This window comes from Haloarcula ordinaria, from assembly GCF_029338275.1.
Classification (GTDB): domain Archaea; phylum Halobacteriota; class Halobacteria; order Halobacteriales; family Haloarculaceae; genus Haloarcula; species Haloarcula ordinaria.
Genome location: NZ_CP119789.1, coordinates 2372622 through 2398343 on the forward strand (window position 1 = coordinate 2372622; position 25722 = coordinate 2398343).

Sequence of the window (25722 nt, forward strand, 5' to 3'; positions counted from 1 at the left end):
TCAGATAGTTGAATGAGTAACGAGATGACATCACATGATCCCCTCTCGGACGACGACGGGTTCTGGGGTCTCCTGCTTGGAAAGAAATATGATAAGATTCCGGAATCAGAAAGAACGTTTGAAAATCTCGTATCCGAATTCTATGTTGGGCGGACGAAACGTACCGACTCCCGGTTTGAGTCTACTGACGATCTCCTCGCAGAATTAGCAGATCAATCCCCCGACCTTGCCCAGCAGATTCTACTCACTATCTGGGCAGAAGAGAAATGGACTCAAAAGAGCAGTGGGAGCAATGGCTTCCAAGTGGAAACTGACCTCAATGACGAGCTTCGACGACTCGAAGAGGAGGGCCTCTTTGTCGAGGAGTTGGCTGACGGTTTCACATTGGTATGGCCGAGCAAAGAGGTCCGTGTCACCACGCGGGAAGACAATCGTGTCCGGAGTCGATTGTTCGAGCGAGCCCACCCACTGTTCGTGCGGAGAGACGATGGTGGTGAGGTAGAGGTACGAGGCGCAAAGAATCGCATCAAGAAGTTCTCAAAGACTTTCACGGACAGTGATGGCGTTGACAGAATAGAGCGATCACAAACGACTCAGCCCGTTATTGATGGACTTGCCTCCATCTTCAACGATGAGATTGAAGCGCTCACACTCACTGAAGTAGAATTCCAACGAACTTACCTCCCTGATGGGTCATCTCTTTCTCTGAGCAACCCCGCAGGAGTTCGGAACGATCTCAAGTCAGAAGCCGTCTTTCAGGAACTCGTCGATCTACAGAGCCTCTCCGAGCTATCTCACCTCGGCTTCAACCACAACAAGACGGGGAAGAAGGTTGAGTTGAAAGTAGAGCGCGAAGAAACGGGATTCTACTTCGAGATTCAAGATCGGTACCTTCCCGAGTCAGAAAAGGAGGCGATTCAATTGTTGATCGAGAATAAACTAGGCATCTCGTTCGACAGCATCTATCCCTATGATGTCCAGTTACGGGATTCATACATCTTCCATCAGATCCTCACCGGTGCAGTTGATACGTATAACAGGTACTTTGAGGATTTACCAGAGGAAGAGCAGTCGCTTCTGAACAGGTTCATCGAAGTAGATGAAATTGACACGTTCGAGTGCTACCGTTGTCACGAGGTGTATGAGGAAGAGGAACCAGAGGAATGCGAAGAATGTGAGGGAGATAGCTTTAGAGCCGACATTCGAAGGGAGGTCAGCGTTGACGATGCGGCGGTCCACGAAGCAGCATTTGAGTCGTTGAAAGAGACCAGTGATACGCTATCAAATAACGGCATCAACTTCCTGAACGTCTCAATTGACCAGTATGAGACCAAGCACAACGACTACATCAGGACTACATTCCAAGAAGTTGCGAGCGCAGGAAAAGAAGCCAACACACACCGGTATGAGTACATCAACTACTGTCTCGGAAATGGTCGCCTTCCTCGACGCATCAATCAATACCTGCTAAATTCGGTTCTCGTGGTTTACGGGAAAGCGTATCTCAACGGACGAGAGCACTTTGGGACTATTGACCTACACGACCTGTTGACAACCGACTCACCAGAGGACCTTCTTGTCTCAGCGATCCGTAACAGCAAGTCCCAGTTCAGAAATCGGATCATCGGGCGTGCCGATGAAGCATTCGAACGACTTCAGGACCTACATCAGCGCGGTGCAGCAGGCGAATTTGACAGTCTCTCACAGGGAGAGCGGAAGGAACTGAAAGAAGACTACGATTACAACGAATTCGAACGGGACGTGTTCTACCTCCTGAAGTTTATGTTTCTCTTCACTGAGCGGTGGGGCCGAGAAGGAGAAACCGAAACAGATGGCTGCCTGGTTATTCCTGAAGACGAGGGGTACTTCATCACAAGTTACGACCCGAAGCTCACCTACACCAAGAAGGGATACGACCTCGATGCCGGGGAGAAGAACAAAGCTGCTTGGTACATGGTCACCGAAAACCTCGGCGGTGCTCTCTCAGTCTCGCTCTCAGACGACGAAAATTTAGATGCCCACCTCTTCGTCTCGAATAACTTCCGAGAAGGGCAGTTCCCTCATGTTTCCTCTCGTGTTCAGGAGTGGTTTGAACAGAGTGAGGAAGTGGAGAAAGGCGAGATCCCGGTCGCTTTCCTTCCCCTCGAATCCCTGCTGTCCCTGTACGAAGTCTTTGATCGACACTACGACCCTATCATCGAGTACCCCTCGGTGAAAGCTGCGTTCAGAAGAGCATTTACAGAGCAGATTAGGGCAGGTGAGGACGGATACTCTGTTGTTGATTCAGACGCATACGATGCCGTTGAAGAACGAGTGCTGCAAGCGTTGAAGGGTACTACCCGAAGTCGGACTCTCAAAGACCACACCGAATAGGCGTCGGTTGGCTCTCTGAGTTGTTGTGAATCACGAACAGTAAGTAGGAACCACTCTACTGAGATCAGCTATTGAATTTTAAAATGGAGCGACGAGCCAGTCACCCCCTTCTTTCCGTTCGAGTTGTGGACCGAAGACCTGTTGCAGGGAGTGTAGCGCGTCGTTGTAGCGAAGGTCGTAGGTCTTCCCGCTCCGGTGGAACGACCCTTCGGCGACGAACTGGACGGTCGGACTTTGATACTCTAGGTCGTTCGCTCGTCGATCCATTGAATGAGCGAGTTCGTCTGCCAAGTCACCGTCCTCGAACGCATCACCCAGTCCGACGACGGTGACCTTGTCGGGCACGTCGTCGTCTTTGAGGCGCTTGATGAACTCCTCGACCGGCATTTGGTGGTCGAATACGTCGTACTCCCCTTCGACGATGATGTTGTATCGTCCGGGGATTTGGCCTGGTCCTGCCATGGTTAGTAACTCGTGATGTCGCGGTCGCCGAGCACCCGCGTGTACGTGTCGTCGCCGGTCACGTCGGCGAGCCGCCCAGCGAGCTCACGCATATCGTCATCGACATCCCACTTCTCGACGTAGTTCTGGACCGCCTGCCCCTTCTCGTAACGGTAGCGGAGGAACTGGAGCTTGTCGAGGTTCGAGAGGTGGTCGCCGCCGTCGCCGTTGACGCGTTCCTGGATGTACGCCTGGCGCTTCTCGTTGTCCCACGTGCCGAGTTCGAAGCCGTCGTCCTGGTTGTACAGGTGCGTCTCCTTGAGATCTTCCGGTGTGGCGTTCGTCCCGCGGCAGAGCTTGTTGACATCGTCGAACGAGGGATTCGGTGTGTCCAGCAGGTCGATGAACACGTCCTCGACGCCGATGTCACTTGCCTCTTGGATGATGCCGTAGATCTCTTGGACGACCTCCTTTGCGGACATGATCTCTCCGTCGCGCTGAACCTTCCCGTGGTGCTTGGAGTACTCGCGGAAACACGCGCCCATCTCCATCACGCCGATGTCGCCGCGGGAGAGGTCGCGGTTCTCTTCTAGCTGCTTGCGGGTGCGTCGAGCCGTGCGGTAGATGTCGCGGCGGAGGGAGTTCCAAGATGCGGGTTCGGTGTCGTCGATGGGACGGGCGACGACGACGATGTCGAAGGAAACGGCTTCTCCGCTGATGAACTTGTTCAGGTCTGAGGAGATGGGATACGTGGCCGTTACCTCGAATCCAGTCTCGCAAAGGGACTCCAGTAATTCCCCCCAAGATTCCGAGTCAGAGTGGTGGTAAGTAAATGCCAACAGACCATCTGACTTGAGGTGGTGGTGGATATTTTCGAATGCTTGTCCCAGCTCAGATTCAAAATCTTCTGCCGTTTTACCGTGGAACGGATTCGTGACAATACTATCTGCTCTGGGTGTTTTTTCGTTATCGAATCCCGGATAGTCCCCCTTCAGTAGTAGTTTTTGCCAAACATAAAAGTAGTCAGCAACCTCTGAATACATGACGTTATCATAGTACGGAGGATCTGTAATCACTGCGTCAAACTCGTTTTCACCGAAATTGATCGTCCTAGCGTCACCCAAATTCAGAGTATGTGTTCCACCAATTTCCTTCGAAAACGGCTCTGATTCCTTTGTCTCACCATCTTCGATATAGCGTTCTGTGGGGTTTGAGGCGTATTCTACAGCATTGAAGACTTTGTCCATCGTGTTGGAGAAAGTTCCCCGTCCAAATTTAGTACCCCAGAGGTTGTTCTCAACGAAGTCTGTCTGGGGAACGAATGAGTTCATCCTAAACGTGCCCTCGATCTTGTTAGCGTTTAGATTGTAGATAGAAAACGTGCTGTTGAACATCAGGCTGTCAGAGAAGCCCAGAAGCAACAATTCCCGAAGATTATCGTCCGGCACGTTCTGGTCAATTGAACGTAGAAGCGTACTCAGGCCGAAAAGTTGTCTGCTGGTGAACATATCCTGCCACTCTTCATACCCATGGTCGAAGATAGGATTTCTTTCTGAAGGAATGTGTCCTTCGGGAATATGTTCCGAAGGTGAATAAGAACTGAGTTCTTTGTTTCCTTCCCACCTCTCTTTTGCTTCGTTAAACAGCTGAATATCCGTATCTTCAGCCATTTTGTACCCTTTGTACAGGCTTCGCTCTTCACCTGCATCCTCACAGTGTTCACAATAATACTCCAGAGCGTACAGACGCGTGTCGTAACCCCCCTGTTCTTGGATCGCGTCCGTAATTGCATACTTCTGTCCGCAGTCAGGACAGTTGTACTTCCCACCACGGGAGACGTTTCCTTCCTTAGGGACGAACCCGTGTCCACAATCGTTACAGACACTCTCAGACTGCCAATCGTCTACAAGCGTGACCGCTCCACAGCCCGGACAAAGAACGTTATACTGGTCATCATTCTCGTAACGTCCTTTCGCAACACGGTAATCCTTGAACAGCGGAACCGTGCTCCCACAGGAGACGCAGTCCAACTCCTTGACCCAGAAGTTGTACATCACATCAGCCTCGTGGTTGCCGTTCGGGCAAGGAGTCCGGTAATACTGCGTGATCTCGTCGGCGACATCTTCCTTGACCTCTTCGAAGGCGTTTTTGAGGTCTTCGACGTCGGTCTGTCCGGCCTCAAGTTCTTTTTTTGTAACGAACCATGCGACCGGATTTAGGTCGTTTCCGACGACTTCGGCTCCGAAACGTGAGGCCTCAACTAGCGATGTCCCACCCCCCATGAATGGATCTAGGATCTTCTTATCTTCAACCTGGACGTCTTTGGGATAGAGCTTCCAGAGGCTCTCCGGATCCATCATGTCCACCCGCTCAAGCAGGGACGCGACATCGAATTCGTCGGTGTCGTCGTCACCCCAACCGGCGAGTGTCTGGTCCTTATTCCCTGGCTCAAACACTTCTACCTTCTCTGGGTCATCCAGCAGTGTATACAGAGAAACGGCACGAAAGACGCAGCCGAGACGGCGTGCCCACCATTTGTGCATCGTGTAAATCGGCCGGTAGTGAATCTTCGCACGGCCTTCTTTCGCGGCGATCTCGTTCACCCGTTCAATGGGGAATCCCTTCTCAATCGGGAGAGATTGACGTTCAGAAACCTGCTTCTCTCCGGAGCTATCCGTCATATATGGATGAAGCACAATCTGACTGCATAAGGATTCGGGTGTCTCGACAATAGGGTATAGTGCAACGGTCACTAGCCTGTTGTAACCTGTATCAACTGCTGTTCTGTTCATCAATCGTAAATCGGGACTTGAGAAGCGATACGACGGTTTAGAATTCGGTGATGTGATCGTTATTGTATTCTAGAAATCTGGGATCAATATCGTGTCCCGGTCGGCATTTGATTTCTCTTTCTGCATCCTCGTAGCAGTGGTTGATTTCTAATGAGTCTGGATCAACTTTGACCATCCCAAAATCGAAGTCCGCGTGATGATTGGGACAGAGTATGATTATGTTTCTGATGTCATCAGGTCCTCCATCACTCAGAGGTTTCAAATGATGTCCTTCAGCATAGAAATCATCCTTTGATTGTTTTCTACGCTTCCCGCAGACCTGACAACGGTAGTTGTATCTCTGCTTTAGATTATTGACGATAGTCGTATTCCGGATTTTTCTGGTGGTCTCTGATGTCCTTTCATCAGGTATATCATAGTCAGTAGCCTTCCTTTCCGGATCCGGATTGGATACCCCAGCTGCTTCTGTTCCCTCTGGGAGAGATGAACTTGAGAGCGAGGTTCGCAAACGAATTGCCTCATTTAGATTCTCACTATTGGCCGTGATAACCACTTCCTCACCAGTTTGTAAATTTCTAGTCTGTTCTCCCAACTCACCACGAACTGCCTTCCTGATAGCCCATTGCTTCACATAGACTGTTTTTGAGAACGAAAAGTCTGGATGTAAATATCCATCCCATAATACAAAGACCTCCTCATTCTGTTCGTAACCGATTAGAAGAACAAGCCAATCATCAGAGAAATCGAATGATCCTCGTTCGTCGCTATCTTGGCCCGGTGCTATCAGTTGTGCTTTGTATTCGTCATTTGGCCGGTCACCTTTTGGGCTTGTGACATTATACATATACACTCGAACTTTCGGAGGGAGCGGGTGATCCAGCGTGATCTCTAATGGCTTCTGAGAAGTATCAGAATAGTCTACCACAGCATAATCAAGGGCTGAAAGAAGTTTATGATGCAATTGTTCCTTTGACAGGGTATCAGTTGACATAGGTCTCTTAGCAGGGAACTGAGCATAGAGTGAAATAAATCTGCATCCTGATCAACATCCACCACTCCAAAGGAGGAAAATCTCAACCACAGATATACAATACCGCTGAAAAACAGGACGATAGGTAACAACTGACGATCTTTCCTTTGTAATTGGATGGCGGCCGGAATCACTCATTCGGGCACAGTTATTCTACTGCGGTATCTGGATTAATTGGGCAAGCACAAAGAATAGGAACTGATGGTTAATGAGGAGACGATACAGCTGAATTACAGCTACTTCTGGAAGCTGATCTCGATCTTCAGACTCGACGCCTCATCAGGCATCCGCTCGAACAGGTCCTGCACCTTCGTGTAGTCCTGTTCGGACCGCAACGTCAAGCTGACCTGCGTGCGCTCGACGTCGGCGGTCCCCTGAAGAGCGCCGGGAACACCTTCCCTGTCGGGCAGCATGAACGTGACGTCGCCGTACTCGACGCTTCCCGTCTGGTGGTTGTTCCGCCACTTGCTCCGCATCGCGGCGACGTCGTCGCCGTTGTACTCGAAACGCCACGTGTCAGCCTCCGTGTCGGCCTTCCGGAACGGATAGCCGGGCACCCAGTCCGAGGCCTTGTCCGACCCGGTGGTGTTGACCACGTACTCCGGCTCCTCGTCCTTCCCGATGTTCTCCAGCAGGTACGTCCGAACCATGTACTCGGTGACGCTGCTGTCGAACCGGTCGGTGACTTTGTTGACGGTGAACTGGTCGCCCGGGTCCAGATCTTCGATGTACGCCAGGATCTGGTCGCCGATCCGATCCGGTACCGTCGGGACAATCTTCACCGCCGTCGGGTCGCGGTCGCCGAGCGACCCGAGGTACCGACCGCCAGCCTCTAGCACGTAGTCGTCAACGAGGAACTCGTTCACCGCCTCTCGTGCGACGGACTCCGTCTCGTCCGGCGGGAGGAACACTGCTTCGTCCGCACGAATCTCACCGATGATGGTGTCGAGGTTCGCGTAGCCGTCGTCGTCAATGTGCGTCTGGATGCGCTCCACGAGCGACGACGTACCGACGATCTCTGCGCCGCCGACGTCGCGGAGCGTCGCGTCGGACTGGGGCTTGTCGAGGATCTCGTTCCCTTTGACAATGACGTACTGTTCCTCACGAGCGAGCCGGCCGATGGCACGCATCACGACGTCGTGGCTGTCGCCGTCGATCCATACCTCGCCGTCCTCGACGAGCTCAAGCTCCAGGTCGCCGATGTCGAGTGCTGTTGTTCCGCTCCCGAAGCGCTGGCGGAGTTCTTGTTCGACGTCATCGACGCCCCACACGTCAACGTCCTCTTGCTGGACGAGAACGGTATCTAGCGAACTTCCAGAGAGGTCGTCGCGGAACCCGCCGGTGTCACGGGCGAGCACCGGCTTGCCGTTGAGTGCCTCGACAGTCGCGTTCAACACGTCATTTGCGCTGCCGGGAATCGGGAATTCTGGATCACGGAGGAATTGCTCGTAAATATCCTCCACCGAGATCTCACCACGTCGTTCCAGCAGGTCTTCCGCAATGTCCCATACGTGTGATTGCAGATCGAATGGGTCAGCAGCAGCCGAATCTGCGATATTCGTCGCGTCAAGTTCGGCGTCATCGAGCACGAAGACATCGAGGTCCATCGGCTCGACTTTCTCCCACTCGTCGTCGTCCAACAGATTGTCGCCGTCAATGACTTCGCCGTACAGGAGTTGAAGCTCTTCGCGGAGTTCGTTCTCCTCCTGCTCCTTCATATTCCGAATCGACGTGCGGATTTCGTCATCGAGGGATTCGTCGGCGAGTACCTGCCGGGCACCCTCGATGTACCGCGCTTTGTCAATATATCGCGTACCGGACTCGACGGCCTTATCGCCGGAAGGTTGGACGAACACGAGCGTGTTGCGCCATTCGCGTCCGCGCCCGTCGTTCGTGATGACCTTCTTAATTTCCTCTTGCGACCACTGACTGTCCTTCACGACGACTTTGACCTCCCGGTCGTCCGGGATGTCTCGCATATCGTTTGTCCGGAATCCGACCGGATACGCGTTTGAGCCGAAGATATCTGTGATGAAGTCCGCGATCTCGGCCTTCGCCGACGTCTCCGATACGTCCACGGCCGCGTTCCGGATGAGTGCGTTCGGGTTCTGTCGGTCGCGGATGGCGTACTTTCCGTTCAGTTTGTGAAGGTGCCACGCGACGCCGTGGAGCCGTTCAAGATTGAGGACGACGTCGGATACGAGGTCACCCGTCTGGTAGGCTCCCATCACGATTTCCGAGACCTCCGCACCCTCACCTTCGCTGGGTTTCAGCGAGTAGAGCAGAATTGTGTTCAGGATGCGACGACCGTGGGGTACTTCGTCCGTGTCGACACGACTTTTGATGTCACCCGTGGCGGCGTTCAGTCGCTCGTAGTTGATCTTCGCCAGCTCGTCCTCGAATTCGATTGCATCGATGTCCCCGTGAGTGATCAGATCCGTCTGATCCTGCATCTGTAAGAGGACCTTAGAGAAGAGGTAAATCATCCCCCGCGTGTTCTGGTTCCCCTCATCGGCGTAGTAGCGCGTCTCAAGCGCGTCCAGAAGCACTGGGTGGAACGGATAGAGGTCATGCATCTCCGACAGCAGGTCGTCAGGTATATCGACGTGCCCCTCTGCCTGATCGTACGCGTCGAAGTACCCGTTAACAATCTCGCGGGCAGCACTCTCGTCCACTGAGTCGATCAGGCGGTGACGAAGGACCTCGCGCTTATCCACCTGGTTGTTCATATTGACCTCAACCGCCTGCTCCCGATTCAGAATGTCGTGGACCTCGGATCCCTCACGGAGCACGGAGACGATGGTGTAGAGTTCGAGGTCAGAGAGCGCGGTGGATTCGAGCAGCGACTGGAGGAACGCTTTGTTAGCGCTCTTTCGGTCGCCTTGTAGTGTATCGAACCAGTCCTCCAGTTCGTCCACAAAGAACGCGACCGTGTCGTCACCGACAGCCTCCTGAATCGTCTGCATGTCGGGATATCCCCCCGATTCGAACGTCCCCGGATCGTAATCGAGAGCCTCGAAAAAAGGCTCCCAGAGGTACTCGTACTGTTCGTTCTGCATCGCAACCGTAATCGGCGTCGCCGACTCCGGAAGCGCGTCGTCGAATCCTTCAACCGAATCACTCGCCCACACACCTGCTGCCGCAGGATCATCGAAACAGTGGTACAGCGCCACCATCTGGTGCGACTTCCCACTGCCGTACGGGCCGTAGAGGATGTGTGTGCCTCGCGGGTCGTCACCAGTCAAGGAATCACGGAGGATCGAAATGGCCTCTCTAAGGCCCTGAGTCATCAACGTCCGCTCGAAGAAGAGTTCCGCATCAGACTCGAACTCGTCGTCGTCGTCAACGTTGTAGAGCTTTACCTGCCCGTCGATCTGCCCCTCCTCTCGAAGCTCGCGGCTGAGGGTCACCGTGTCTTCGAGTGTGTTTGATAAGGATCCCGTTTGTGCCATCTTGATACTTAAACAAACCTCCGTGGCACCCAATAAACACTATGGTCACGTGAACGCAGCCTGAGACGCACCAACAGTACCGTGTGCAGGTCTGTGACTGTCGGTCACCAAATGTATTTCACGCATACCCGTTTCTACGAACGTATGAGCGGTTACGACCTCGTCGATATCGAGGTCACACACGAATCTGGTGACGATCTGCTCGATTCGTTGTCTGAGGACAGCACCGAGGGGGAGCATCTGCAGAGTATCCAAGCTGTCCGTCTCCAGGCTGGACAGTCTGATTCTGAACTCCGGTCGCTGAAGGAGCTGGACGAGAACTCCGTCAAGCTACTCGAACACCAGGTGGATGCGGCCTATCGTGCCCTCTTCGAGATGGATGGGAAGGCCCTTCTCGCAGACGAAGTGGGACTCGGGAAGACCATCGAAGTCGGAATGATTCTCAAGGAGATGCACTTCAGACAGACGGACGAATCCGTCCTCATCCTCACTCCTGCGCAGTTGGCCAAACAGTGGCAAGCGGAACTACGTGAGAAATTTGGACTCGACTTCGTCTGCAACTACGACGACGAGTTCGAGGACTTCGATGCGCACGACTACATCATCGCAAGCATAGACACTGCCAAGAGTGAGAGACACCGTGAGACTGTCCTCAAGCGCGATTGGGACGTTCTGGTACTCGACGAGGCCCACTACGTCAAGAACGAAGAGACGGACCGCTACGACCTGATAGACCGCCTCTCGTACAACTACGCGTTCTTCCTAACGGCGACACCGATTCAGAACGAACTGACGGACCTGTACAACGTCGTATCGCTACTGCGACCTGGACTCTTTGGCACACGCGATGTCTTCCACCACTACTTCGTGAACAGTAATCAGGAGACGCTGGTGAATCGAGACGAACTACAGGATCGGCTGAACAAAGTGATGATCCGGAACCGACGGGAGGACACGGACATCGACTTCACAGACCGGACTATCGACACACGGACGTTCGACCCAACCGCGAAGGAACGTGAACTCTATCAGGCGGTCTCTGACTACGTGAAAGGTGCCTACAGCCAAGACCAGGGTCAGAAGCTTGTACTGATGCTCTTACAGAAGGAGGTCGTCAGCAGTCCGGCTGCACTTAAGCAGACTATTGAGAAGCGACTCTACGACCAGTCGGAACTCACGCACGCAGACGAATTAGAGTCAATCTTGGATCTGATCGATGAGATCGATACGGTGACCAAACAGGAACGGCTCTTAGACATCGTTGAAGAAGCCCGTGATACCGTCGAAATGGGGAGAGTAATCGTCTTCACGCAGTTCCGAGCTACCCAACAGCAAATCCTCGACAGACTCGCCTCAGAGGGGTATACGGTTCACGCGTTCCACGGTGGGCACTCCAGCAGCGAGAAAGAACAGATCGTCGAGGAATTCGAAGAAGAGGGCGGAATCCTCGTGTCAACCGACGCTATGAGTGAGGGGCGTAATTTACAGTTTTGTAACATATTGGTTAACTTAGACTTGCCGTGGAACCCGATGCGTGTTGAACAACGTATTGGCCGCGTACACCGGATCGGCCAGAAACGAGACGTATTTATCTTCAATATGGCTCTGAAAGACACCGTTGAGGAGTACGTACTGGAACGGTTGTACCACAAGATCGATCTGTTCCAGCAGAGCGTGGGAGAGTTGAGCTCGATCCTAAGCCGCTTAGAAGAGTCTGGGACGAGCTTCGAAGACGAGATCTTCGAACGGCTGGTGAATGCTGGTTCCGAGGTCGATCTTGAGAATGACTTCGATGCGATGGCCGTTGACCTTCAGGAACAGCGTGACCTCGCCAATAAACTTGAGGAGTTCAACAGCGGCGTGTTCGAAGGGTTTGATCTAGGGGAGAGCGATGACTGACGCCGCCGTTTCCGTTACCCAATCTGCGGTAGAGCAGTTTACGGAGCGATATCTCCGCTCTCTCGGTTGTTCTATCGAGCACAGCGACGATCATTGGGTGGTGTCTGTACCCGATACAACCGACACCGAAATCTCCCACGGGAAACACACACTCGTCCGTAGGGAAGGCGCTCCAGACGGTGACGATGATAACACGAAGCAGCTGCACCCGGAAAGTGCCTTCTTTCAGCGGCTCCTCCGTGAGGCTGCGGAACGGTCGCCTACGGGCAAGCTATCGATAGAGAGTGAATCAGACATTGAGACTCCGAAGTGGCTCCGGCACAGCGATGTCGAAGTACAGAGCGCGCAGTTCACCCCGTACTACGACCGTACAGCTGTCGTGATTCTCTTCCATGTCGGTGTCGAGACTGTCAGTGAATACCAGCAGGAGCTCCTCCGAGTCGTTGCCGTTGATGCTCGGTCAGAGGAGCACCTCCCAAGATTAGCTGAATCCTTCATCGAACTGACCTCGGTAGGGTCCAACGAAACCTCCGGTGGCAACGCGCAATTGACACAGACGGAGGCGAAACCACTTCTGGAGACCGCTCGTAAGCTGGTTCTGGACGGGCTCCAAGACCAACTCGACGAGATTCAGCAAGAAGCCTCCCGTGCGGCAGATTCAGAAGTTGAGGAGTACCGTCAGCTGCAAGAGCAGCGGATCCAGGAACTGCAGGAAGAACACTCGAACTTATCATCGAAGATCAGCGACCTGAGTGAGCAAATCAACACCGGAGACGAGGATTCACGCGTCCAAGCGTTACGAGAACGGAAGGAACTCAAATCGGAGTATGAGGACCTCGACGAGATTCTCAACGAGTTACGGGAGCGCCGTGACAGTGGGTTCCCGGAGCGGCAGCGCGAAATACGAGAGCGGCACTCACTCGACGTGCAGGTCACGCCGCTCACTTTGACAGAGGTCGAGTACGAGCGGGGCGAGGTCGATTTTGAGCTTCTTGACGAGAGCACAAGTCAAACCGTTACTTTCGGATATGGGAGCGGTATTGGGGTGACTGACACCATTCGATGTTCAACGTGCGAACGGGAATTTTCTGAACAAAATCCGATTCATACGATATCAGATGTACTTGAGTGTAAATCGTGTGCCAGCGAGACGCGAAGATAGCGTTCAACAGACACATTCTCCGGATCAAGTGAACATAGAAATACTGCCCGCGTTTTCACTCTGATAAAGAGATTCTCGCCGTCACGTTTTCCGAGGAGAATTTCATCAGCGGCAGGCCGCCTGACATTCTAATGAATTGTTTCAATCGTGATGTTTCCTCCGCTGACCACCATCTGTCACTGGTTCTGCTTCTGCAGTTAGCCGATCCATTTCCTTCTTCCCAGTATCCTCAGTTTGACCCGCATTGGTGTCGGATGAACCAGTAACGCGATTCCGGACACATCTACGGTCATTCTCAGTTACTGCTTCCATTGCCCGTTCGCTCGGCCCCATTTCTTTGTCGTATTCGTCGATGAACTTTGCACGTACAATTAGATTATCGAGAATTGGCTGATCAACCTCTCCCGGGTTCATCCCGGTCTCATCACAGAACTCCTGTACACGTTTTGCAGCGTCACTGACCCACTCGCTATCCGGTCTCGCCTCTAACGGATCGGTCTTGCCAGTGTAGCGCAGCATCAGCTTCCCGTTGTGTTTGCCATATTCGAAGCCAGACTCCTCGCCAGCCAATTCCATCAGTTTATAACAATAATCGTTGCAGGGATGTTGATCGAATACCTCGTCCCGGACCTGATTGTAATCAACGCCGGCACCCTTCGCTGAGCTTTTGGAACGAGCCTTTACAGCTGTCTTGAGGTACTCCACACGCTCTTTTTTGTCCGTCGAAGACCAGTTGAAATCAGAGTCCACCTCATTCTGTTGAACCAACTTCGCTGCCTTTTCCGGTTTAGCATACACTCCATCACTTGTTTCTACAGACACGAACTCTAGACGCTCAATCACACGGTCTGCGAAGTCGTTTCGGACATCTTCGGAATGTACATCTAAGGCGCTACTGACAGCACACCGTATTGTCTCGATGTTGTAATACTCACGTTCACCAATCTCAGAGTGTAACTGTTCAATAACTGCACCAACCCGATCTTCAGACACCATATCTACGTTCTCCCGCAGTTGCTCGTAGTAACGGCGAACGCGTGCAACTTGAGCTCCGTCCCGGTATTCGTCCAACGCTCTCGCCACGTATTCTCCGATCACTTCACGGACTTTCCCCTCTTGATCGTAGACGTATCGTTCGAGTTCGTCCTGAACATCTTCGGCAATGCGGTAAGTGAGTTTGGCTGTTTCGACACTGGATCTCGAAGTTGGGCTCTCCTTCGACGAAGAATGGTCACTCAGGAGCCCGGCCTCATCCAGATCAGCACGCAAGTCCGCTTCAAGCGCGTCGAGATCGTCGCGGAAGCGTTCAGGTCGATACATCGGTGGTAGATACTCAATGATGGCCTGTTCCGCGTGTCTGCCTTTGTCACCGCCGTTCACGTGCCCCTCACGTTCGCACCAGTCATCGAATTTTGCCACGGACTCCGCTGGGACCTGTCGGCTCAACTGAGGCCGACGGCTCATTCGACCCACCTCGTCGCCGATTCGGAGAGAGCACGAAGTGAACCAGGCTGGTTCTTTTCTCCTTCTTCTCGAACGCAGATCGTAGTAAGTAATCGATCTGGTTCTTCACAGAAAGAAGAAGAAGAGCGTTCTCTATGCACTCGCATCCCGCCACTAAGGGTAAGGGAAGCGCCATCTGGAGAGTAGCAGCCCTGAGACGTTCGAACCGCTATTGGAGGTGAGTCTATTACAGTCTTGTTCGAGCTTTCTTCGTCGAAATCGAACCAGAGCGAGCCGGGTGTGGTTCTTAACCGAACATCGTTTTCTTTGGTTGATCGGCCGGTATCCTGTTCACCACGTAGAGTTGCCCAGAAATAGTGGAATCCATCGAACAGTGATCTGTAAGCAAAGCTAAGAAAGTTTAATATATGGTATGGGGTCGGAGGGATTTGAACCCCCGATCGGCTGATATCTCCGTCCTGTGCCTCGGAACTCCAGAGGGTCATCGTCGCGAACCGGTGATCAGCCGGCCGCTCAGTATATCAGCCCTAGAGTCTCGTCCCAGGCACGTGGCCTCTGGAGTCAGCCGCCTTCCCGGACTAGGCCACGACCCCGCACTCCTGCCTTGCCCCAGGTACAGTAAAGGGATTTCGATTGCCGGACGGCGGTCAGTCGCGGTCGGTCTCGGCCCAGTCGCACTCCTGGCATTTGTAGCCAGTGACGAACTCCAGTGCAGAGGGCATGTACCCGACTGAGATGACGTTCTCACCACACTCCGGGCACGCCCGGTCGGCGTCTTCGATCGGTTCGGCGTCCATCACGCTCTCGCCCTCGATGAGCTCGGCGAGGCTCTGTGGCGTCTGCATCCGTCCCTGCACGACGCGGTTCTCGGCCATACCGGACAGCGGGGCCAGACGGGCCTAAAAGTTCCCGTTCTCAAAGCCAGGGCGCGCGTTCCTCGTCGGGGTCGTCGTCGACGGCGGCGCCGGTGTCGGTCCGCTCGTCCCCGGCGACACCCTGGGACGCCCCACCATCGGCGAAAGCGGCGGTCAGGTCGACGTGGTCCGGATGGTACTCCGTGTGGCGCTCGCGGGCCTCGTGCGGGTCGAACGAGAGCAGGGCCGTGACGGCGAGCACCGCGAGTGCGACGGGTGCCGTGGTGGGCATGATGCCGAGGACCGACAGCGCCAGGACGCCCAGTGCGACGGCGCTCCCGAAGCGGAACCGGTCGATATCGACGGCGTTGCGCAGCCACGGGCTCGCCAGCGCGACGGCCAGCGCGAAGCCGACGCCGATGCCGGCGGTCGCGGCAGCACGGGCCATCATCTCGAGGTTCGCCTCGACGACGAGCGTCGCGCCGGCAGGGTCGACGCTGGCAAGCAGCCCCAGGCCGACGATGATGGCCGGCCGAGGGAGGAGTTCGCCAATGCGGGCACTGGCGGTCTGCGCCGCGACAGCGAGGATGACGATGCCGGCGAACCGCTCGAACGTCGCGAGTTCGACGACGGCGGCGATAGTCGGGGCGAGAGCGGCCTCCAGGACCGCGACCGGGAGCAACACGGCGCCGATGAGGAGCACCACGCGGGCCTGTTCTCGGGGGCTGCCCTCCATCTCGGCGAGGACGACGGCGACCATCGCGGAGCCGCCGAAGACCAGCAGACCGACCTCCAGCATGCCGGTGACGGTCGAGAGCGCGCCCGCGAGGACCAGCACCGGGAAGATGCCGTCTACCAGCGGGAGGCCCATGACGGTGGCGAGCAGTCGGCCGCCGCGGCCGACCTGTCGCTCGACGTCGAGTGCGACGGGGTGTCTCGAGCTACTCATCGAGTCCTACGATCGGGGATACCCCAACTCCCGTCGGGCGGCTACGGCACTGGACTGGCTCGAATCGAGGGCTGGCAGCCAGTTCTGTTTCCCGAAGCCCACCGAAAATGTCGCGACGGTCTCCGAGGAGAGCGTCTGTGGCCGGGCAGCGCCCGCGCGGGTGGGTTCGGTCGAGTGCATATCTGTAATTAACGTTGATTTGAGTATAAGTGTTGTGTGAGATTCGGCCGCATACACCACGTGAACACCACGGTACCCGGTCACACGTGGACAGTTGTCTCGCTTTGGCCTCGAAATCTGGACGGGGACCGACGTGGGCGTGTGTGACCAAGCGTCAGTCTCGTCCGCTCTCGCAACGTTTTTCACCGGCGATACTGGACGGTTTACATGGCGAACGATTCCGAGCCCTTTTCGGAGAAACTCCGCGTTCCGGAGGCGCTGACCTTCGACGACGTACTGCTTCGACCGAAGGAGTCCCGCGTCGAGCCCGACGAGGCCGACACGACGACGCGAGTGACCAAGTCGGTCACGCTCCAGAAGCCGGTCCTCACCGCCGCGATGGACACGGTCACGGAGGGCGACATGGCCATCGCAATGGCCCGACAGGGAGGCCTGGGCGTCCTCCACCGGAACATGGACGTCGAGCAGATGGTCGACGAGATAGCGCGTGTCAAGCGCGCCGACGAGCTCATCATCCGGGAAGTGGTCACCGCACGTCCCGACCAGACCGTCCGCGAGGTCGACGAGATGATGGAGCGCCAGGGCGTCTCCGGCGCGCCCGTCGTCGACGACGACACCGAGGAGGTACTCGGTATCATCTCCGGGACGGACATCCGCCCCTATCTCGAAGTGGGAGAGGACGACGCTGTCAGCGACGCGATGACCGACGAGGTCGTCACCGCGCCCGAGGACGTCACGCCCCGCGAGGCGCTTGAGCTCATGTACGACCACAAGATCGAGCGCGTGCCCATCATCGACGAGGCGAATCGACTGGTCGGCCTCGTGACGATGCAGGGGATCCTCCAGCGCCGCGAGTACGACGAGGCCGCCCGTGCCGACGACGGGAGCCTCCGCTGTGGCGCGGCCGTCGGCCCGTTCGAGGTCGACCGCGCCCAGGCGGCCGACGAGGCCGGCGCGGACATCCTCTTCATCGACTGCGCTCACGCGCACAACGCGAACGTCATCGACAGCGCCCGCGAAATCAAGGCCGAGGTCGAAGCCGACGTGGTCGTCGGTAACATCGGCACCCGAGAAGCCGCCGAGGCGGTCGTCGACTTCGCCGACGGGGTGAAGGTCGGCATCGGCCCGGGCTCTATCTGTACGACCCGCGTCGTCACCGGCTCCGGAATGCCCCAGATATCGGCCGTCGCGCAGGTCGCCGACGTGGCCAGCCAGCACGACGTCCCCGTCATCGCCGACGGCGGCATCCGGTACTCCGGTGACGCCATCAAGGCCATCGCCGCCGGCGCCGACGCCGTCATGCTCGGGTCGTACTTCGCCGGGACGGACGAGGCCCCCGGCCGCGTCATCACGATGAACGGGAAGAAGTACAAACAGTACCGCGGGATGGGCAGCGTCGGCGCGATGAACGAGGGCGGCGGTGAACGCTATCTCAAGGACGACGACGAGAACGAGGAGTACGTCCCCGAGGGCGTCGAGGCCGCGACGCCGTACAAGGGCTCGCTCGCCTCCGAGCTCCACCAGCTCGTCGGCGGGATGCAGTCGGGCATGGGTTACGTCGGTGCCGCGACCATCCCCGAGTTCAAGCAGCGCTCCGAGTTCGTCCGCGTCTCCGCGGCTGGCCAACAAGAGAGCCACCCGCACGACGTGATGATTACCGACGAGGCGCCGAACTACAGCCCCGAGAGCTGAGTGAGCCACTGTTTTCGTTAGCGACACTGCGTCCGTCGGACGACGCCGCCGAGCGCAAGATACAGTGTCCCCGTCCGCGAACTCCGACTGTGTCATCGTACGTCCTCCACAGCGGCACCGATGCGGAACTCGGTGACGCCGCCCGCGAGGTCCGTCAGGCGGTGTTCGTCGACGAGCAGGGCGTCCCGGAGAGTGAAGAGATGGACGGCAAGGACGAGGTGGCCACGCACTTCGTGATTACTCACGACGAGACCCCGGTGGCGACGGCCCGAACCCGGTTCATCGACGACGCGACCGTGAAGGTCGAACGGGTCGCAGTGCTCGACTCTCACCGGGGCGAGGGGCTCGGCAAGCGAGTCATGGCCGCGGCCGAGCGAGCGGCGAGGGAAGCCGGTGCGACCACGGCGCTGTTACACGGCCAGCGCCACGTCGAGTCGTTCTACACCGGACTCGGCTACGAGACGGTCGGCGAGGAGTTCGAAGAGGCCGGCATCCCACACGTGGAGATGGTGAAACCGCTCGACGCCGAGTGACGGCCCTCAGTCGCGCGTGACGAAGTAGATACCGACCACGAGGAGTCCGGGGAACAGCCCGAGGAAGAACCCGAATGCCGTCCCGAGGCCCCAGATGAGGGCGTTGTCGTTCCCACGCTTCTTCGCGTCGGAGTACACCCAGTAGCTCGCCCCGACGAGGAGGACGAGCCCGATGAGGAAGATGAAGAGCACGATTACCAGTTCGGCGGCACCAGGCACCTGGAGGACTGGGAGGGGCAGCATGGTAGAGCGCTCTCCCGGGTCGAACAAATACCTTGTGTGTGACAGGATATCGCACGAACCCAAGTGTCAACAGCCAGTGAGTCTCGGCTGGCTGAGTCAGGCTGATCTGACCCCCGAATCACTGTGGCAGTCCCTGCCGTCAGTTTGAATAGACCACCCTCACAACTGTACGCAATCAGTATGGCTGATCGCACGGGACGTCTCTGCGACGAAACGAGAGAACATGTCTTCTGAAAATTTGGATACGATAGCCGTTCTACTGGTGGACGACAACCCGGAACTCGCCGACCTGACGGCGACGTATCTCGAACGTGAGGACGAGCAGTTCGACGTCACCACCGTCGCCACCGCCAGCGAAGCACTGGACCGCCTCCCCGAGAGCACCTGTGACTGTATCGTCTCGGATTACGAGATGCCGGGACAGAACGGCATCGAGTTCCTCACGGCCGTCCGGGAGGCGTACGCCGACCTGCCGTTCATACTGTACACTGGGAAAGGGTCTGAGACGGTCGCCAGCGACGCTATCTCGAGTGGCGTGACCGACTACCTCCAGAAAGAGAGCGGAACGAGCCAGTACACTGTCCTCGCGAACCGGATCAGGAACGTGGTCGAGCAGTACCGTTCGGCGGCGGCGCTCAAGAACAGCAAGAAACGCCTCTCGTTGCTCATCGAGCAGTCGCCGATCGGCGTCCTGGAGTACAACGAGGACTTCGAGATCGTTCGGCTGAACGAGAAAGGCGAGTCGATTCTCGGCTACTCCGAGGAAGAGCTGCTCGGGGACACCTGGGAGCGGCTCGTGACCGAGGAGAGCTACCAGAACGTCGACGCCGTCACCGACGCGCTCGCGGAGGCTCGCGGCGGCTATCACAGTGTCGACCGGAACGTCCGGAAGGACGGCGAGGAGATAATCTGCGAGTGGCACAACCGCGTCATCACCGACGAACACGACGACGTCGTCGCGATAATCTCCCTGTTCCAGGATATCACCGACCGGACGGAGCGGCAGCAGGAACTCGAACGGTACGAAGCCTATCTCGAGGGCTCGACGGACATCATCACCGTGTTGGACGATAGCGGACAGATACAGTACCAGAGTCCATCGGTCACACGAATCCTCGGATTCGACGCGGGCGAGCTGGTGGGTCAAAACGGGTTCGAGTTCGTCCATCCGGACGACAGGGAGTCGACGCTCGAGGCCTTCGAGCGGTTATCGACGGGGGCCGAGAGCCGAGTCGAGGCCGAAGCCCGGTTCCGGACCGCCAGTGGCGAGTGGCGCTGGCTCGACATCCGCGGGACGGATTACCGGGACAACCCGGACATCGAGGGTATCGTCGTCAACAGCCGGGACATCACGGCGCGAAAACAGCGCGAACAGGAACTTCGGGAGAGCTCCGCGCGCCTCAAAGCCCTCTTCGACGAGTCGCCGGACATGATAAACGTCCACGACATCGACGGGAACATCGTCGAGCCGAACCCGCGCCTCTGCGAAGAGACCGGCTTCAGCAAAGCGGAGCTCCTCGAGATGAAGGTCTGGGACCTCGACGTGAAGCTCGACCCGGCGGAGGCGAAGTCGCTGTGGCAGGAGATGGACGAGGACGCACAACGGAAGATAACGAGCGAATATCACCGGAAGAATGGGAGCACCTTCCCGGTGGAGATACACGTCAGGCGTCACGACGCCGATGGCGAGCAGCGGTTCATCGCCATCAGCCGAGACATCTCCGAGCGAAGACAGCGTGAAGAGCAGTTAGAGCAGTTCGCGTCTGTCGTCAGTCACGACCTCAAGAATCCGCTCAAGGTTGCAGAAGGGCACCTTGAACTCGCCAGAGAGACGGGCGAGACCCGACATTTCGATAGCGTCCAGCAGGCACACGAACGGATGTTCGAACTCATCGAGAATCTCCTGACCCTGTCGCGGGAGGGCGAGCAGGTCGGTGCCCTCGACGTCGTCGACGTCGGGACCGTCGCGGAGAGTTGCTGGCAATCCGTCGAAACCGCTGACGCGACGCTCCGAACGGACAGTGCGCCGCAAATCCACGCGAACCGGGAGCGTCTCAAGCAACTGCTGGAGAATCTCATCGGAAACGCAGTCGAACACGGCGGCACGGCTGTCACGGTGACGGTCGGCCGACTCCCCGGCGGGTTCTACGTCGAGGACGACGGTGCGGGTATCGCTATCGACGACCAGGAGGAACTGTTCCGGCCAGGCTATTCCGGCACGGAAGGGGGAACGGGGTTCGGGTTGAGTATCGCAAAGCAGGTCACCGACGCACACGACTGGGAGATCACTCTCGAAAGCAGTGACGCGGGCGGGGCGCGCTTCGAGATTACCGGCGTCGAAATCGAACCGTCGTGAGTAGGACCGGCGGAGCCAGCTCGGTGGTCGGTCCTCTTTTCGACGTAGATAGAGAGGCAGCGATGTGAGCCGCCTGTGAGGCACACTGCCGGTCGCCACGTGTGGTTCAACTCCGTCGTGTCACTGCTCACTGTCGTACGCACAGAAAGCGGGCCGGAAGGGATTTGAACCCTCGACCGACGGCTTAAGAGGCCGTCGCTCTGCCAGACTGAGCTACCGGCCCAGCAACTCATCGTTGCGGAGGGGGTTGTAAATACGTTTCCTTTCGGCCCCCGCAGGTCGCCGGACTGTACCGCCGTCCGGCCGTCTCGTCGTCCGTTCGTGGGACCTGTTTGCGGGTGTCGACCGTGAAACAAGTTCACGGAATGACGGGTGGACACGGAGACGGTGTAATATAAGTGTGTCCGTCCGTACGTGACAGTCAATGAGTGCAGCCAGCGGCATTACGATGGCCTCGATGTCTACCTATGCCATCCTCGGGTGTGGGAGCGTCGGCCACGCCGTGGCGGAGGAACTCGTCGAGGAGGGGAAAGACGTTCTCATCCTGGACGCTGACGAGGGGCGCGTCGAGGCTCTGCGCGACCAGGACCTGAACGCCCAGCAAGCAGACATCGTGGAGGAACACGTCGTCGAGATGGTCGGCGACCGCGACGTGGTCCTCATCATGTCGTCCGACGTCGAGGCGAACGCGGAGGCGGTCCTGAACATCCGGCGTGCGGACGGCGACCAGTTCATCATCGCGCGCGCCGACGACCCAGTCTCGGCCGACGAACTGGCGGAGCTGGGGGCGGACGTCGTCATCAACCCGTCGGCGGTCATCGCGGACTCAGCGCTTCGCGCGCTGGAGACGGGCGAACTGGAGTACAAGGCGACACAGCTGAGCGACGTCATCGACGGCACCGAGGAGCGGATGGCGATTCTCGTCCAGCGCTCGCCCGACCCGGACTCCATCGCGTCGGCGGCGGCGCTCGTGGCGATCGCCGAGAGTCGGGACGTCGAGGCGGACATCGTCTACGAGGGCGAGATCGGGCGCCAGGAGAACCGAGCGTTCGTCAACCTGCTTGGCATCGAACTCGCGGGGCGCGACTCGGTCGACCTCAGTGAGTACGACACCTTCGCGCTCGTCGACGTCGCGAAGGGCGGCGAACCGAACATCGACGACGTCGACATCATCATCGACCACTACGAGCACGAGGACGACCACGACGCGACGTTCTCGGACATCCGGCCCAACGTCTCCGCGACGTCGACGATTCTCACGAAGTACATCCAGGAACTCGACCTGAACCTGAGTGAGACCGTCGCGACGGCGCTGCTGTACGGCATCCGCGCCGAGACGCTGGATTTCAAGCGAGACACCACGCCGGCGGACCTGACGGCGGCCGCCTATCTCTACCCGTTCGCCGACCACGACACCTTAGAGCAGGTCGAGTCCCCGTCGATGAGCCCCGAGACGTTAGACGTCCTCGCCGAGGCCATCCGGAACCGGGAGGTCCAGGGCAGTCACCTGGTCTCGAACGCCGGGTTCATCCGCGACCGGGACGCCCTCTCGCAGGCCGCACAGCACCTCCTCAACCTCGAAGGCATCACGACGACGGCCGTCTTCGCCATCGCCGACGACACCATCTACCTCGCGGCCCGGTCGAAGGACATCCGGATGAACATCGGCAAGGTGCTCGGCGACGCCTTCGGCGAGATGGGCGAAACGGCGGGTCACTCGACGGACGCGAGCGTCGAGATTCCACTCGGTATCTTCATGGGCCTCGACACCAGCGACGACAACCGCGACACGCTGCTCGAACTGACGGAGTCGGCCGTCAAGCAGAAGCTGTTCCAGGCGATGGGCGTCGACAGTACGAGCGAGAACGGGAACGGAAGCTAGGCCGCGACTTCTTCCTCTTCGTCGGAGTCCGGCGAGCGGAGCCGCTCGACGATATCGTTGACGATGACGACGTCACCCACTGCCTGCACCCACCGGTACGGGAGGATGACGCCGCGTGACGACCGAACTTCCTGGTCGAACAGTTCGGTGTTGATCTGGTGTAGGGCGAGACCGGTGACTTCCTGCCGGTCGAGATCGAGGCGGAGGTCCTCGACTTCGCCGACGAAGACGCCGTTCTTCGAGTACACCTCGCGTCCGACGAGTGTCGTAATCTCCTGGGGTACGCTCTCCGGGTCCATAGGCGAAGGTCGGACGGACGGGTCTTAAAACTTCTTCGCGGACCGGAAAGTCGTCGTCCGTAGCAGTGGCGCCCGCACTCGGAGAGCCGCTGCCGCGATGGAGGCGCGAGTGCAGGCACGCGGCGCTCGTGCCAACACAACTCACAGGGGGCTTTTGCCTCGACAGACCCTACGCCGGGGTGATGCGCGAGCTATCAGCGTCGATCGACGTCCCGGCGCCGCCGGCGACGGTGTGGGAGGTGCTGACCGACGTCGCGGCGTATCCCCGGTGGAACACGCTGCTCCGCGTGCGGGGGGACCTGACTGAGACAGGCACGGTATCCGCCCGGCTGTCGGTTCCGGGGCTCCCGACGATACCGTTCAGACCCAGGGTGCTGACCGTCGTGCCCGAGCGAGAGGTCCGTTGGCGGACGACGCTGTTCGGACAGGCCGCCGAGCACGCGTTCCTGCTCGAACCGACCGACGACGGGACCGGGACGCGGTTCACGCAACACGAGCGAATCGACGGGCCGCTCGCCAACCCCGTGGTCAGTCGTCTGGAGCGACGGATGCGACGGGGCTTCGAGCAGATGAACGTCGGCTTGCGCCGCCGGGCCATCGAACTGGCCGAGTCGTAGGGTCTGCCGTCGCCCGATTTCGGGGACGGTAGTTGGTACCACAACACTCATTTCGTCCGTACCGTTTGTCCAGGTATGCCTTCCCTGGTGGTCCACTACGCACTCGTCGGACTGCTCGCGGCGACGCTGCTCGGGGCGGCCTTCGACAAGCGGTCGCTCCTGCTGTCGCTGGTCGTGGTCACGATTCCAGACGTCGACGCGTTCATCGCGCTGTTCTCGACGGCCGGCCACCGCACGGCGACGACGAACCTCGTCATCCCCGCGCTCGCGGCCGTCGTCCTGGTCGTCGACCTGTACGTCCGGGAGGAGTCGTACATTCGGACGCAGTGGGGTACCTACGGGGTCAGAGTCGCGTGGTTCTGCGTCTTCATCTACGCCGTCGCGCACGTCTTGCTGGACGCGGTCGGCGGGGGTGCGAACCTGTTGTGGCCGCTCCACGACCAGTTCTACCAGATTCGAGGCCGACTCGAGCTGTCGACCCAGCGCGGCATCGTCCAGACGTTCGTCGAGATGAGCCCGCCGGCGTCAGGTGGGGACGGCGGTGGCGGCGGGGGCGTGCCGACGCTGCGGTCCATCGGCAACACCAGCGAGGTCCAGATGAGCACGGGTATCGACCCGAACCCGGGCGAGGCAGAGCAACCCGAGGTCGTCGACCGCGTGTTCCCGGTCGCACGGGGCGGTTGGCAGCTCTACCTCCTCGTCGTGGGGACGCTGGCGACGGCCGCGCGGTTCGTCGTCGGCCACGACCTGCCCGAGGAGTGAGTCGGTCCGTTCCGAGTCCTTCTTGTGGGCGGTTGCCGACCGGACACGCATGGGCTTCGACGTGCGCCGACGGCTCAGTGTCGCCGATACGGTCACGCTTGCCAACGCCGTCGTCGGGTTCGCCGCTGGCGCGGTGGCGTTCACCGACCTCCAGCTGGCCGCACGGCTCATGCTGGTCGCGATTATCTTCGACGCCGTCGACGGCATCGTCGCCCGCGAGGGTGAGAGCTCGGCTGTCGGCCCGCTGCTGGACTCCATCACCGACGTCATCTCCTTCGGTGCGACGCCGAGTCTGTTCATCTTCGTCGCCCTGACGGGAACCTACGGCGGCGTCGGTGACACCTCACCGGTAGTCGTCGCCGGGCTCACGCTGCTCGCCGCTGTCTACGCCGTCTTCTCCGTCGTCCGGACGGCGTTCTACACCACCTACATCGAGGGTGCGGACGCCCGGCCGGGCATCCCGAACACGCTGGGCGTCATCATCCTCGCCACGGCGTATCTCGCCGGGGTGACGAACCCGCTCGTGCTCGCGGGCGGCGCCGTCGTCCTCTCGCTCCTGATGGTCTCGCCGTTCGACTTCCCGAAACCGGGCGCCAGGACGGCGATACCGATGGGCGTCGTCCTCTCCGTGTCGGTCGTCGCACCGACGGCGTTCGGCCGGGCGGGCCCACGGGTGATGCTCGTCGTGGCACTGCTCTTTCTCACGCTCGGCCCCAGATACTACTGGGAGTGACGTGCAGTC

20 protein-coding genes and 2 tRNA genes are annotated in these 25722 nt (G+C 58.2%); 10 read left to right on the forward strand and 12 right to left on the reverse strand.

Translation table 11 applies throughout. The features are described 5' to 3' along the window. The first annotated feature begins 12 nt into the window (after positions 1-12). A complete protein-coding gene (locus tag P1L41_RS12540; protein ID WP_276296068.1) occupies positions 13-2373 on the forward strand; it encodes a hypothetical protein in 2361 nt (786 codons plus the stop codon). A gap of 78 nt (positions 2374-2451) precedes the next feature. Here P1L41_RS12540 and P1L41_RS12545 read toward each other — a convergent pair whose 3' ends face one another. The 4 genes from P1L41_RS12545 to P1L41_RS12560 all read right to left on the reverse strand — a co-directional run bounded on the left by P1L41_RS12545 (position 2452) and on the right by P1L41_RS12560 (position 10088). Then, positions 2452-2835 (reverse strand): DUF8076 family protein, encoded by a 384-nt coding sequence (locus P1L41_RS12545; RefSeq protein WP_276296069.1) that lies wholly within the window; start codon positions 2833-2835, stop codon positions 2452-2454. A 2-nt stretch (positions 2836-2837) separates the two neighbouring features. After that, positions 2838-5495: a DUF1156 domain-containing protein gene (locus P1L41_RS12550; protein ID WP_276296070.1), complete on the reverse strand. Its 2658-nt coding sequence runs from the start codon at positions 5493-5495 to the stop codon at positions 2838-2840. 148 nt (positions 5496-5643) lie between these two features. After that, a complete protein-coding gene (locus tag P1L41_RS12555) occupies positions 5644-6597 on the reverse strand; it encodes an HNH endonuclease (RefSeq protein WP_276296071.1) in 954 nt (317 codons plus the stop codon). Positions 6598-6872: 275 nt separating this feature from the next. Then, entirely contained in the window at positions 6873-10088 is a 3216-nt protein-coding gene (locus P1L41_RS12560; RefSeq protein ID WP_276296072.1) for a DUF499 domain-containing protein, read from the reverse strand. Between the two features lie 144 nt (positions 10089-10232). Here P1L41_RS12560 and P1L41_RS12565 point away from each other — a divergent pair, with 144 nt between their 5' ends. Together P1L41_RS12565 and P1L41_RS12570 are read left to right on the forward strand one after the other, a co-directional pair. After that, a complete protein-coding gene (locus P1L41_RS12565; protein WP_276296073.1) occupies positions 10233-11987 on the forward strand; it encodes a DEAD/DEAH box helicase in 1755 nt (584 codons plus the stop codon). Continuing rightward, positions 11980-13149: a hypothetical protein gene (locus tag P1L41_RS12570; protein WP_276296074.1), complete on the forward strand. Its 1170-nt coding sequence runs from the start codon at positions 11980-11982 to the stop codon at positions 13147-13149. The genes P1L41_RS12565 and P1L41_RS12570 overlap by 8 nt, the downstream gene beginning before the upstream one ends. A gap of 141 nt (positions 13150-13290) precedes the next feature. On the opposite strand, the gene P1L41_RS12575 is transcribed toward P1L41_RS12570, so the two are convergent. From P1L41_RS12575 to P1L41_RS12595, 5 genes are all read right to left on the reverse strand, one after another. After that, positions 13291-14568: a hypothetical protein gene (locus P1L41_RS12575; protein WP_276296075.1), complete on the reverse strand. Its 1278-nt coding sequence runs from the start codon at positions 14566-14568 to the stop codon at positions 13291-13293. Positions 14569-15026: 458 nt separating this feature from the next. After that, a tRNA-Trp gene (locus tag P1L41_RS12580) sits at positions 15027-15206 on the reverse strand. A gap of 54 nt (positions 15207-15260) precedes the next feature. Beyond that, positions 15261-15488, reverse strand: coding sequence for a DUF5795 family protein (locus P1L41_RS12585; protein WP_276296076.1), 228 nt, complete (start codon positions 15486-15488; stop codon positions 15261-15263). Positions 15489-15528: 40 nt separating this feature from the next. Next, positions 15529-16416, reverse strand: coding sequence for a DUF5794 domain-containing protein (locus P1L41_RS12590; protein ID WP_276296077.1), 888 nt, complete (start codon positions 16414-16416; stop codon positions 15529-15531). Positions 16417-16422: 6 nt separating this feature from the next. Continuing rightward, positions 16423-16596 (reverse strand): hypothetical protein, encoded by a 174-nt coding sequence (locus P1L41_RS12595; protein ID WP_276296078.1) that lies wholly within the window; start codon positions 16594-16596, stop codon positions 16423-16425. Between the two features lie 207 nt (positions 16597-16803). On the opposite strand from P1L41_RS12595, the gene guaB reads away from it, so the two are divergent. After that, positions 16804-18288 (forward strand): IMP dehydrogenase, encoded by a 1485-nt coding sequence (gene guaB / locus P1L41_RS12600; RefSeq protein ID WP_276296079.1) that lies wholly within the window; start codon positions 16804-16806, stop codon positions 18286-18288. 89 nt (positions 18289-18377) lie between these two features. Further along, positions 18378-18821, forward strand: a complete 444-nt coding sequence (locus tag P1L41_RS12605; protein ID WP_276296080.1) for a GNAT family N-acetyltransferase — start codon at positions 18378-18380, stop codon at positions 18819-18821. A gap of 6 nt (positions 18822-18827) precedes the next feature. Here P1L41_RS12605 and P1L41_RS12610 read toward each other — a convergent pair whose 3' ends face one another. Then, positions 18828-19064 carry a hypothetical protein gene (locus P1L41_RS12610; RefSeq protein WP_276296081.1) on the reverse strand — a complete coding sequence of 79 codons (237 nt, stop codon included), beginning with the start codon at positions 19062-19064 and terminating at the stop codon, positions 18828-18830. Between the two features lie 223 nt (positions 19065-19287). On the opposite strand from P1L41_RS12610, the gene P1L41_RS12615 reads away from it, so the two are divergent. Continuing rightward, positions 19288-21420, forward strand: coding sequence for a PAS domain S-box protein (locus P1L41_RS12615; protein ID WP_276296082.1), 2133 nt, complete (start codon positions 19288-19290; stop codon positions 21418-21420). Between the two features lie 149 nt (positions 21421-21569). Here P1L41_RS12615 and P1L41_RS12620 read toward each other — a convergent pair. Then, positions 21570-21643: transfer RNA gene (locus P1L41_RS12620), tRNA-Lys, on the reverse strand. Positions 21644-21844: 201 nt separating this feature from the next. Here P1L41_RS12620 and P1L41_RS12625 point away from each other — a divergent pair. Beyond that, the gene (locus P1L41_RS12625) at positions 21845-23302 is read left to right on the forward strand and encodes a DHH family phosphoesterase (RefSeq protein WP_276296083.1); all 1458 of its coding nucleotides are present in this window, start codon (positions 21845-21847) and stop codon (positions 23300-23302) included. Here the strand turns inward: P1L41_RS12625 and P1L41_RS12630 are convergent. Next, positions 23299-23601, reverse strand: a complete 303-nt coding sequence (locus tag P1L41_RS12630) for a PRC-barrel domain-containing protein (protein ID WP_276296084.1) — start codon at positions 23599-23601, stop codon at positions 23299-23301. The two genes, P1L41_RS12625 and P1L41_RS12630, sit on opposite strands and share 4 nt — an antisense overlap. Before the next feature lie 182 nt (positions 23602-23783). Between P1L41_RS12630 and P1L41_RS12635 the strand changes: the two genes are divergently transcribed. The 3 genes from P1L41_RS12635 to P1L41_RS12645 all read left to right on the forward strand — a co-directional run bounded on the left by P1L41_RS12635 (position 23784) and on the right by P1L41_RS12645 (position 25713). Next, positions 23784-24218 (forward strand): SRPBCC domain-containing protein, encoded by a 435-nt coding sequence (locus tag P1L41_RS12635; RefSeq protein WP_276296085.1) that lies wholly within the window; start codon positions 23784-23786, stop codon positions 24216-24218. Positions 24219-24293: 75 nt separating this feature from the next. Continuing rightward, entirely contained in the window at positions 24294-24980 is a 687-nt protein-coding gene (locus P1L41_RS12640) for a metal-dependent hydrolase (protein ID WP_276296086.1), read from the forward strand. A 49-nt stretch (positions 24981-25029) separates the two neighbouring features. Beyond that, the gene (locus tag P1L41_RS12645) at positions 25030-25713 is read left to right on the forward strand and encodes a protein sorting system archaetidylserine synthase (RefSeq protein ID WP_276296087.1); all 684 of its coding nucleotides are present in this window, start codon (positions 25030-25032) and stop codon (positions 25711-25713) included. The last annotated feature ends 9 nt before the right edge of the window (positions 25714-25722 follow it).

Excerpts from the sequence above, each read along its gene's own strand:
- P1L41_RS12590 (WP_276296077.1), bottom strand. The coding sequence starts at position 16,416 with ATGAGTAGCTCGAGACACCCCGTCGCACTCGACGTCGAGCGACAGGTC.
- P1L41_RS12610 (WP_276296081.1), bottom strand. The coding sequence starts at position 19,064 with ATGCTGCCCCTCCCAGTCCTCCAGGTGCCTGGTGCCGCCGAACTGGTA.
- P1L41_RS12625 (WP_276296083.1), top strand. The coding sequence starts at position 21,845 with ATGAGTGCAGCCAGCGGCATTACGATGGCCTCGATGTCTACCTATGCC.
- P1L41_RS12555 (WP_276296071.1), bottom strand. The coding sequence starts at position 6,597 with ATGTCAACTGATACCCTGTCAAAGGAACAATTGCATCATAAACTTCTT.
- P1L41_RS12550 (WP_276296070.1), bottom strand. The coding sequence starts at position 5,495 with ATGACGGATAGCTCCGGAGAGAAGCAGGTTTCTGAACGTCAATCTCTC.
- P1L41_RS12545 (WP_276296069.1), bottom strand. The coding sequence starts at position 2,835 with ATGGCAGGACCAGGCCAAATCCCCGGACGATACAACATCATCGTCGAA.
- P1L41_RS12560 (WP_276296072.1), bottom strand. The coding sequence starts at position 10,088 with ATGGCACAAACGGGATCCTTATCAAACACACTCGAAGACACGGTGACC.
- P1L41_RS12615 (WP_276296082.1), top strand. The coding sequence starts at position 19,288 with ATGTCTTCTGAAAATTTGGATACGATAGCCGTTCTACTGGTGGACGAC.
- P1L41_RS12585 (WP_276296076.1), bottom strand. The coding sequence starts at position 15,488 with ATGGCCGAGAACCGCGTCGTGCAGGGACGGATGCAGACGCCACAGAGC.
- P1L41_RS12630 (WP_276296084.1), bottom strand. The coding sequence starts at position 23,601 with ATGGACCCGGAGAGCGTACCCCAGGAGATTACGACACTCGTCGGACGC.
- P1L41_RS12570 (WP_276296074.1), top strand. The coding sequence starts at position 11,980 with ATGACTGACGCCGCCGTTTCCGTTACCCAATCTGCGGTAGAGCAGTTT.
- P1L41_RS12640 (WP_276296086.1), top strand. The coding sequence starts at position 24,294 with ATGCCTTCCCTGGTGGTCCACTACGCACTCGTCGGACTGCTCGCGGCG.
- P1L41_RS12645 (WP_276296087.1), top strand. The coding sequence starts at position 25,030 with ATGGGCTTCGACGTGCGCCGACGGCTCAGTGTCGCCGATACGGTCACG.
- P1L41_RS12635 (WP_276296085.1), top strand. The coding sequence starts at position 23,784 with ATGCGCGAGCTATCAGCGTCGATCGACGTCCCGGCGCCGCCGGCGACG.
- P1L41_RS12540 (WP_276296068.1), top strand. The coding sequence starts at position 13 with ATGAGTAACGAGATGACATCACATGATCCCCTCTCGGACGACGACGGG.
- P1L41_RS12565 (WP_276296073.1), top strand. The coding sequence starts at position 10,233 with ATGAGCGGTTACGACCTCGTCGATATCGAGGTCACACACGAATCTGGT.
- P1L41_RS12595 (WP_276296078.1), bottom strand. The coding sequence starts at position 16,596 with ATGCACTCGACCGAACCCACCCGCGCGGGCGCTGCCCGGCCACAGACG.
- guaB (WP_276296079.1), top strand. The coding sequence starts at position 16,804 with ATGGCGAACGATTCCGAGCCCTTTTCGGAGAAACTCCGCGTTCCGGAG.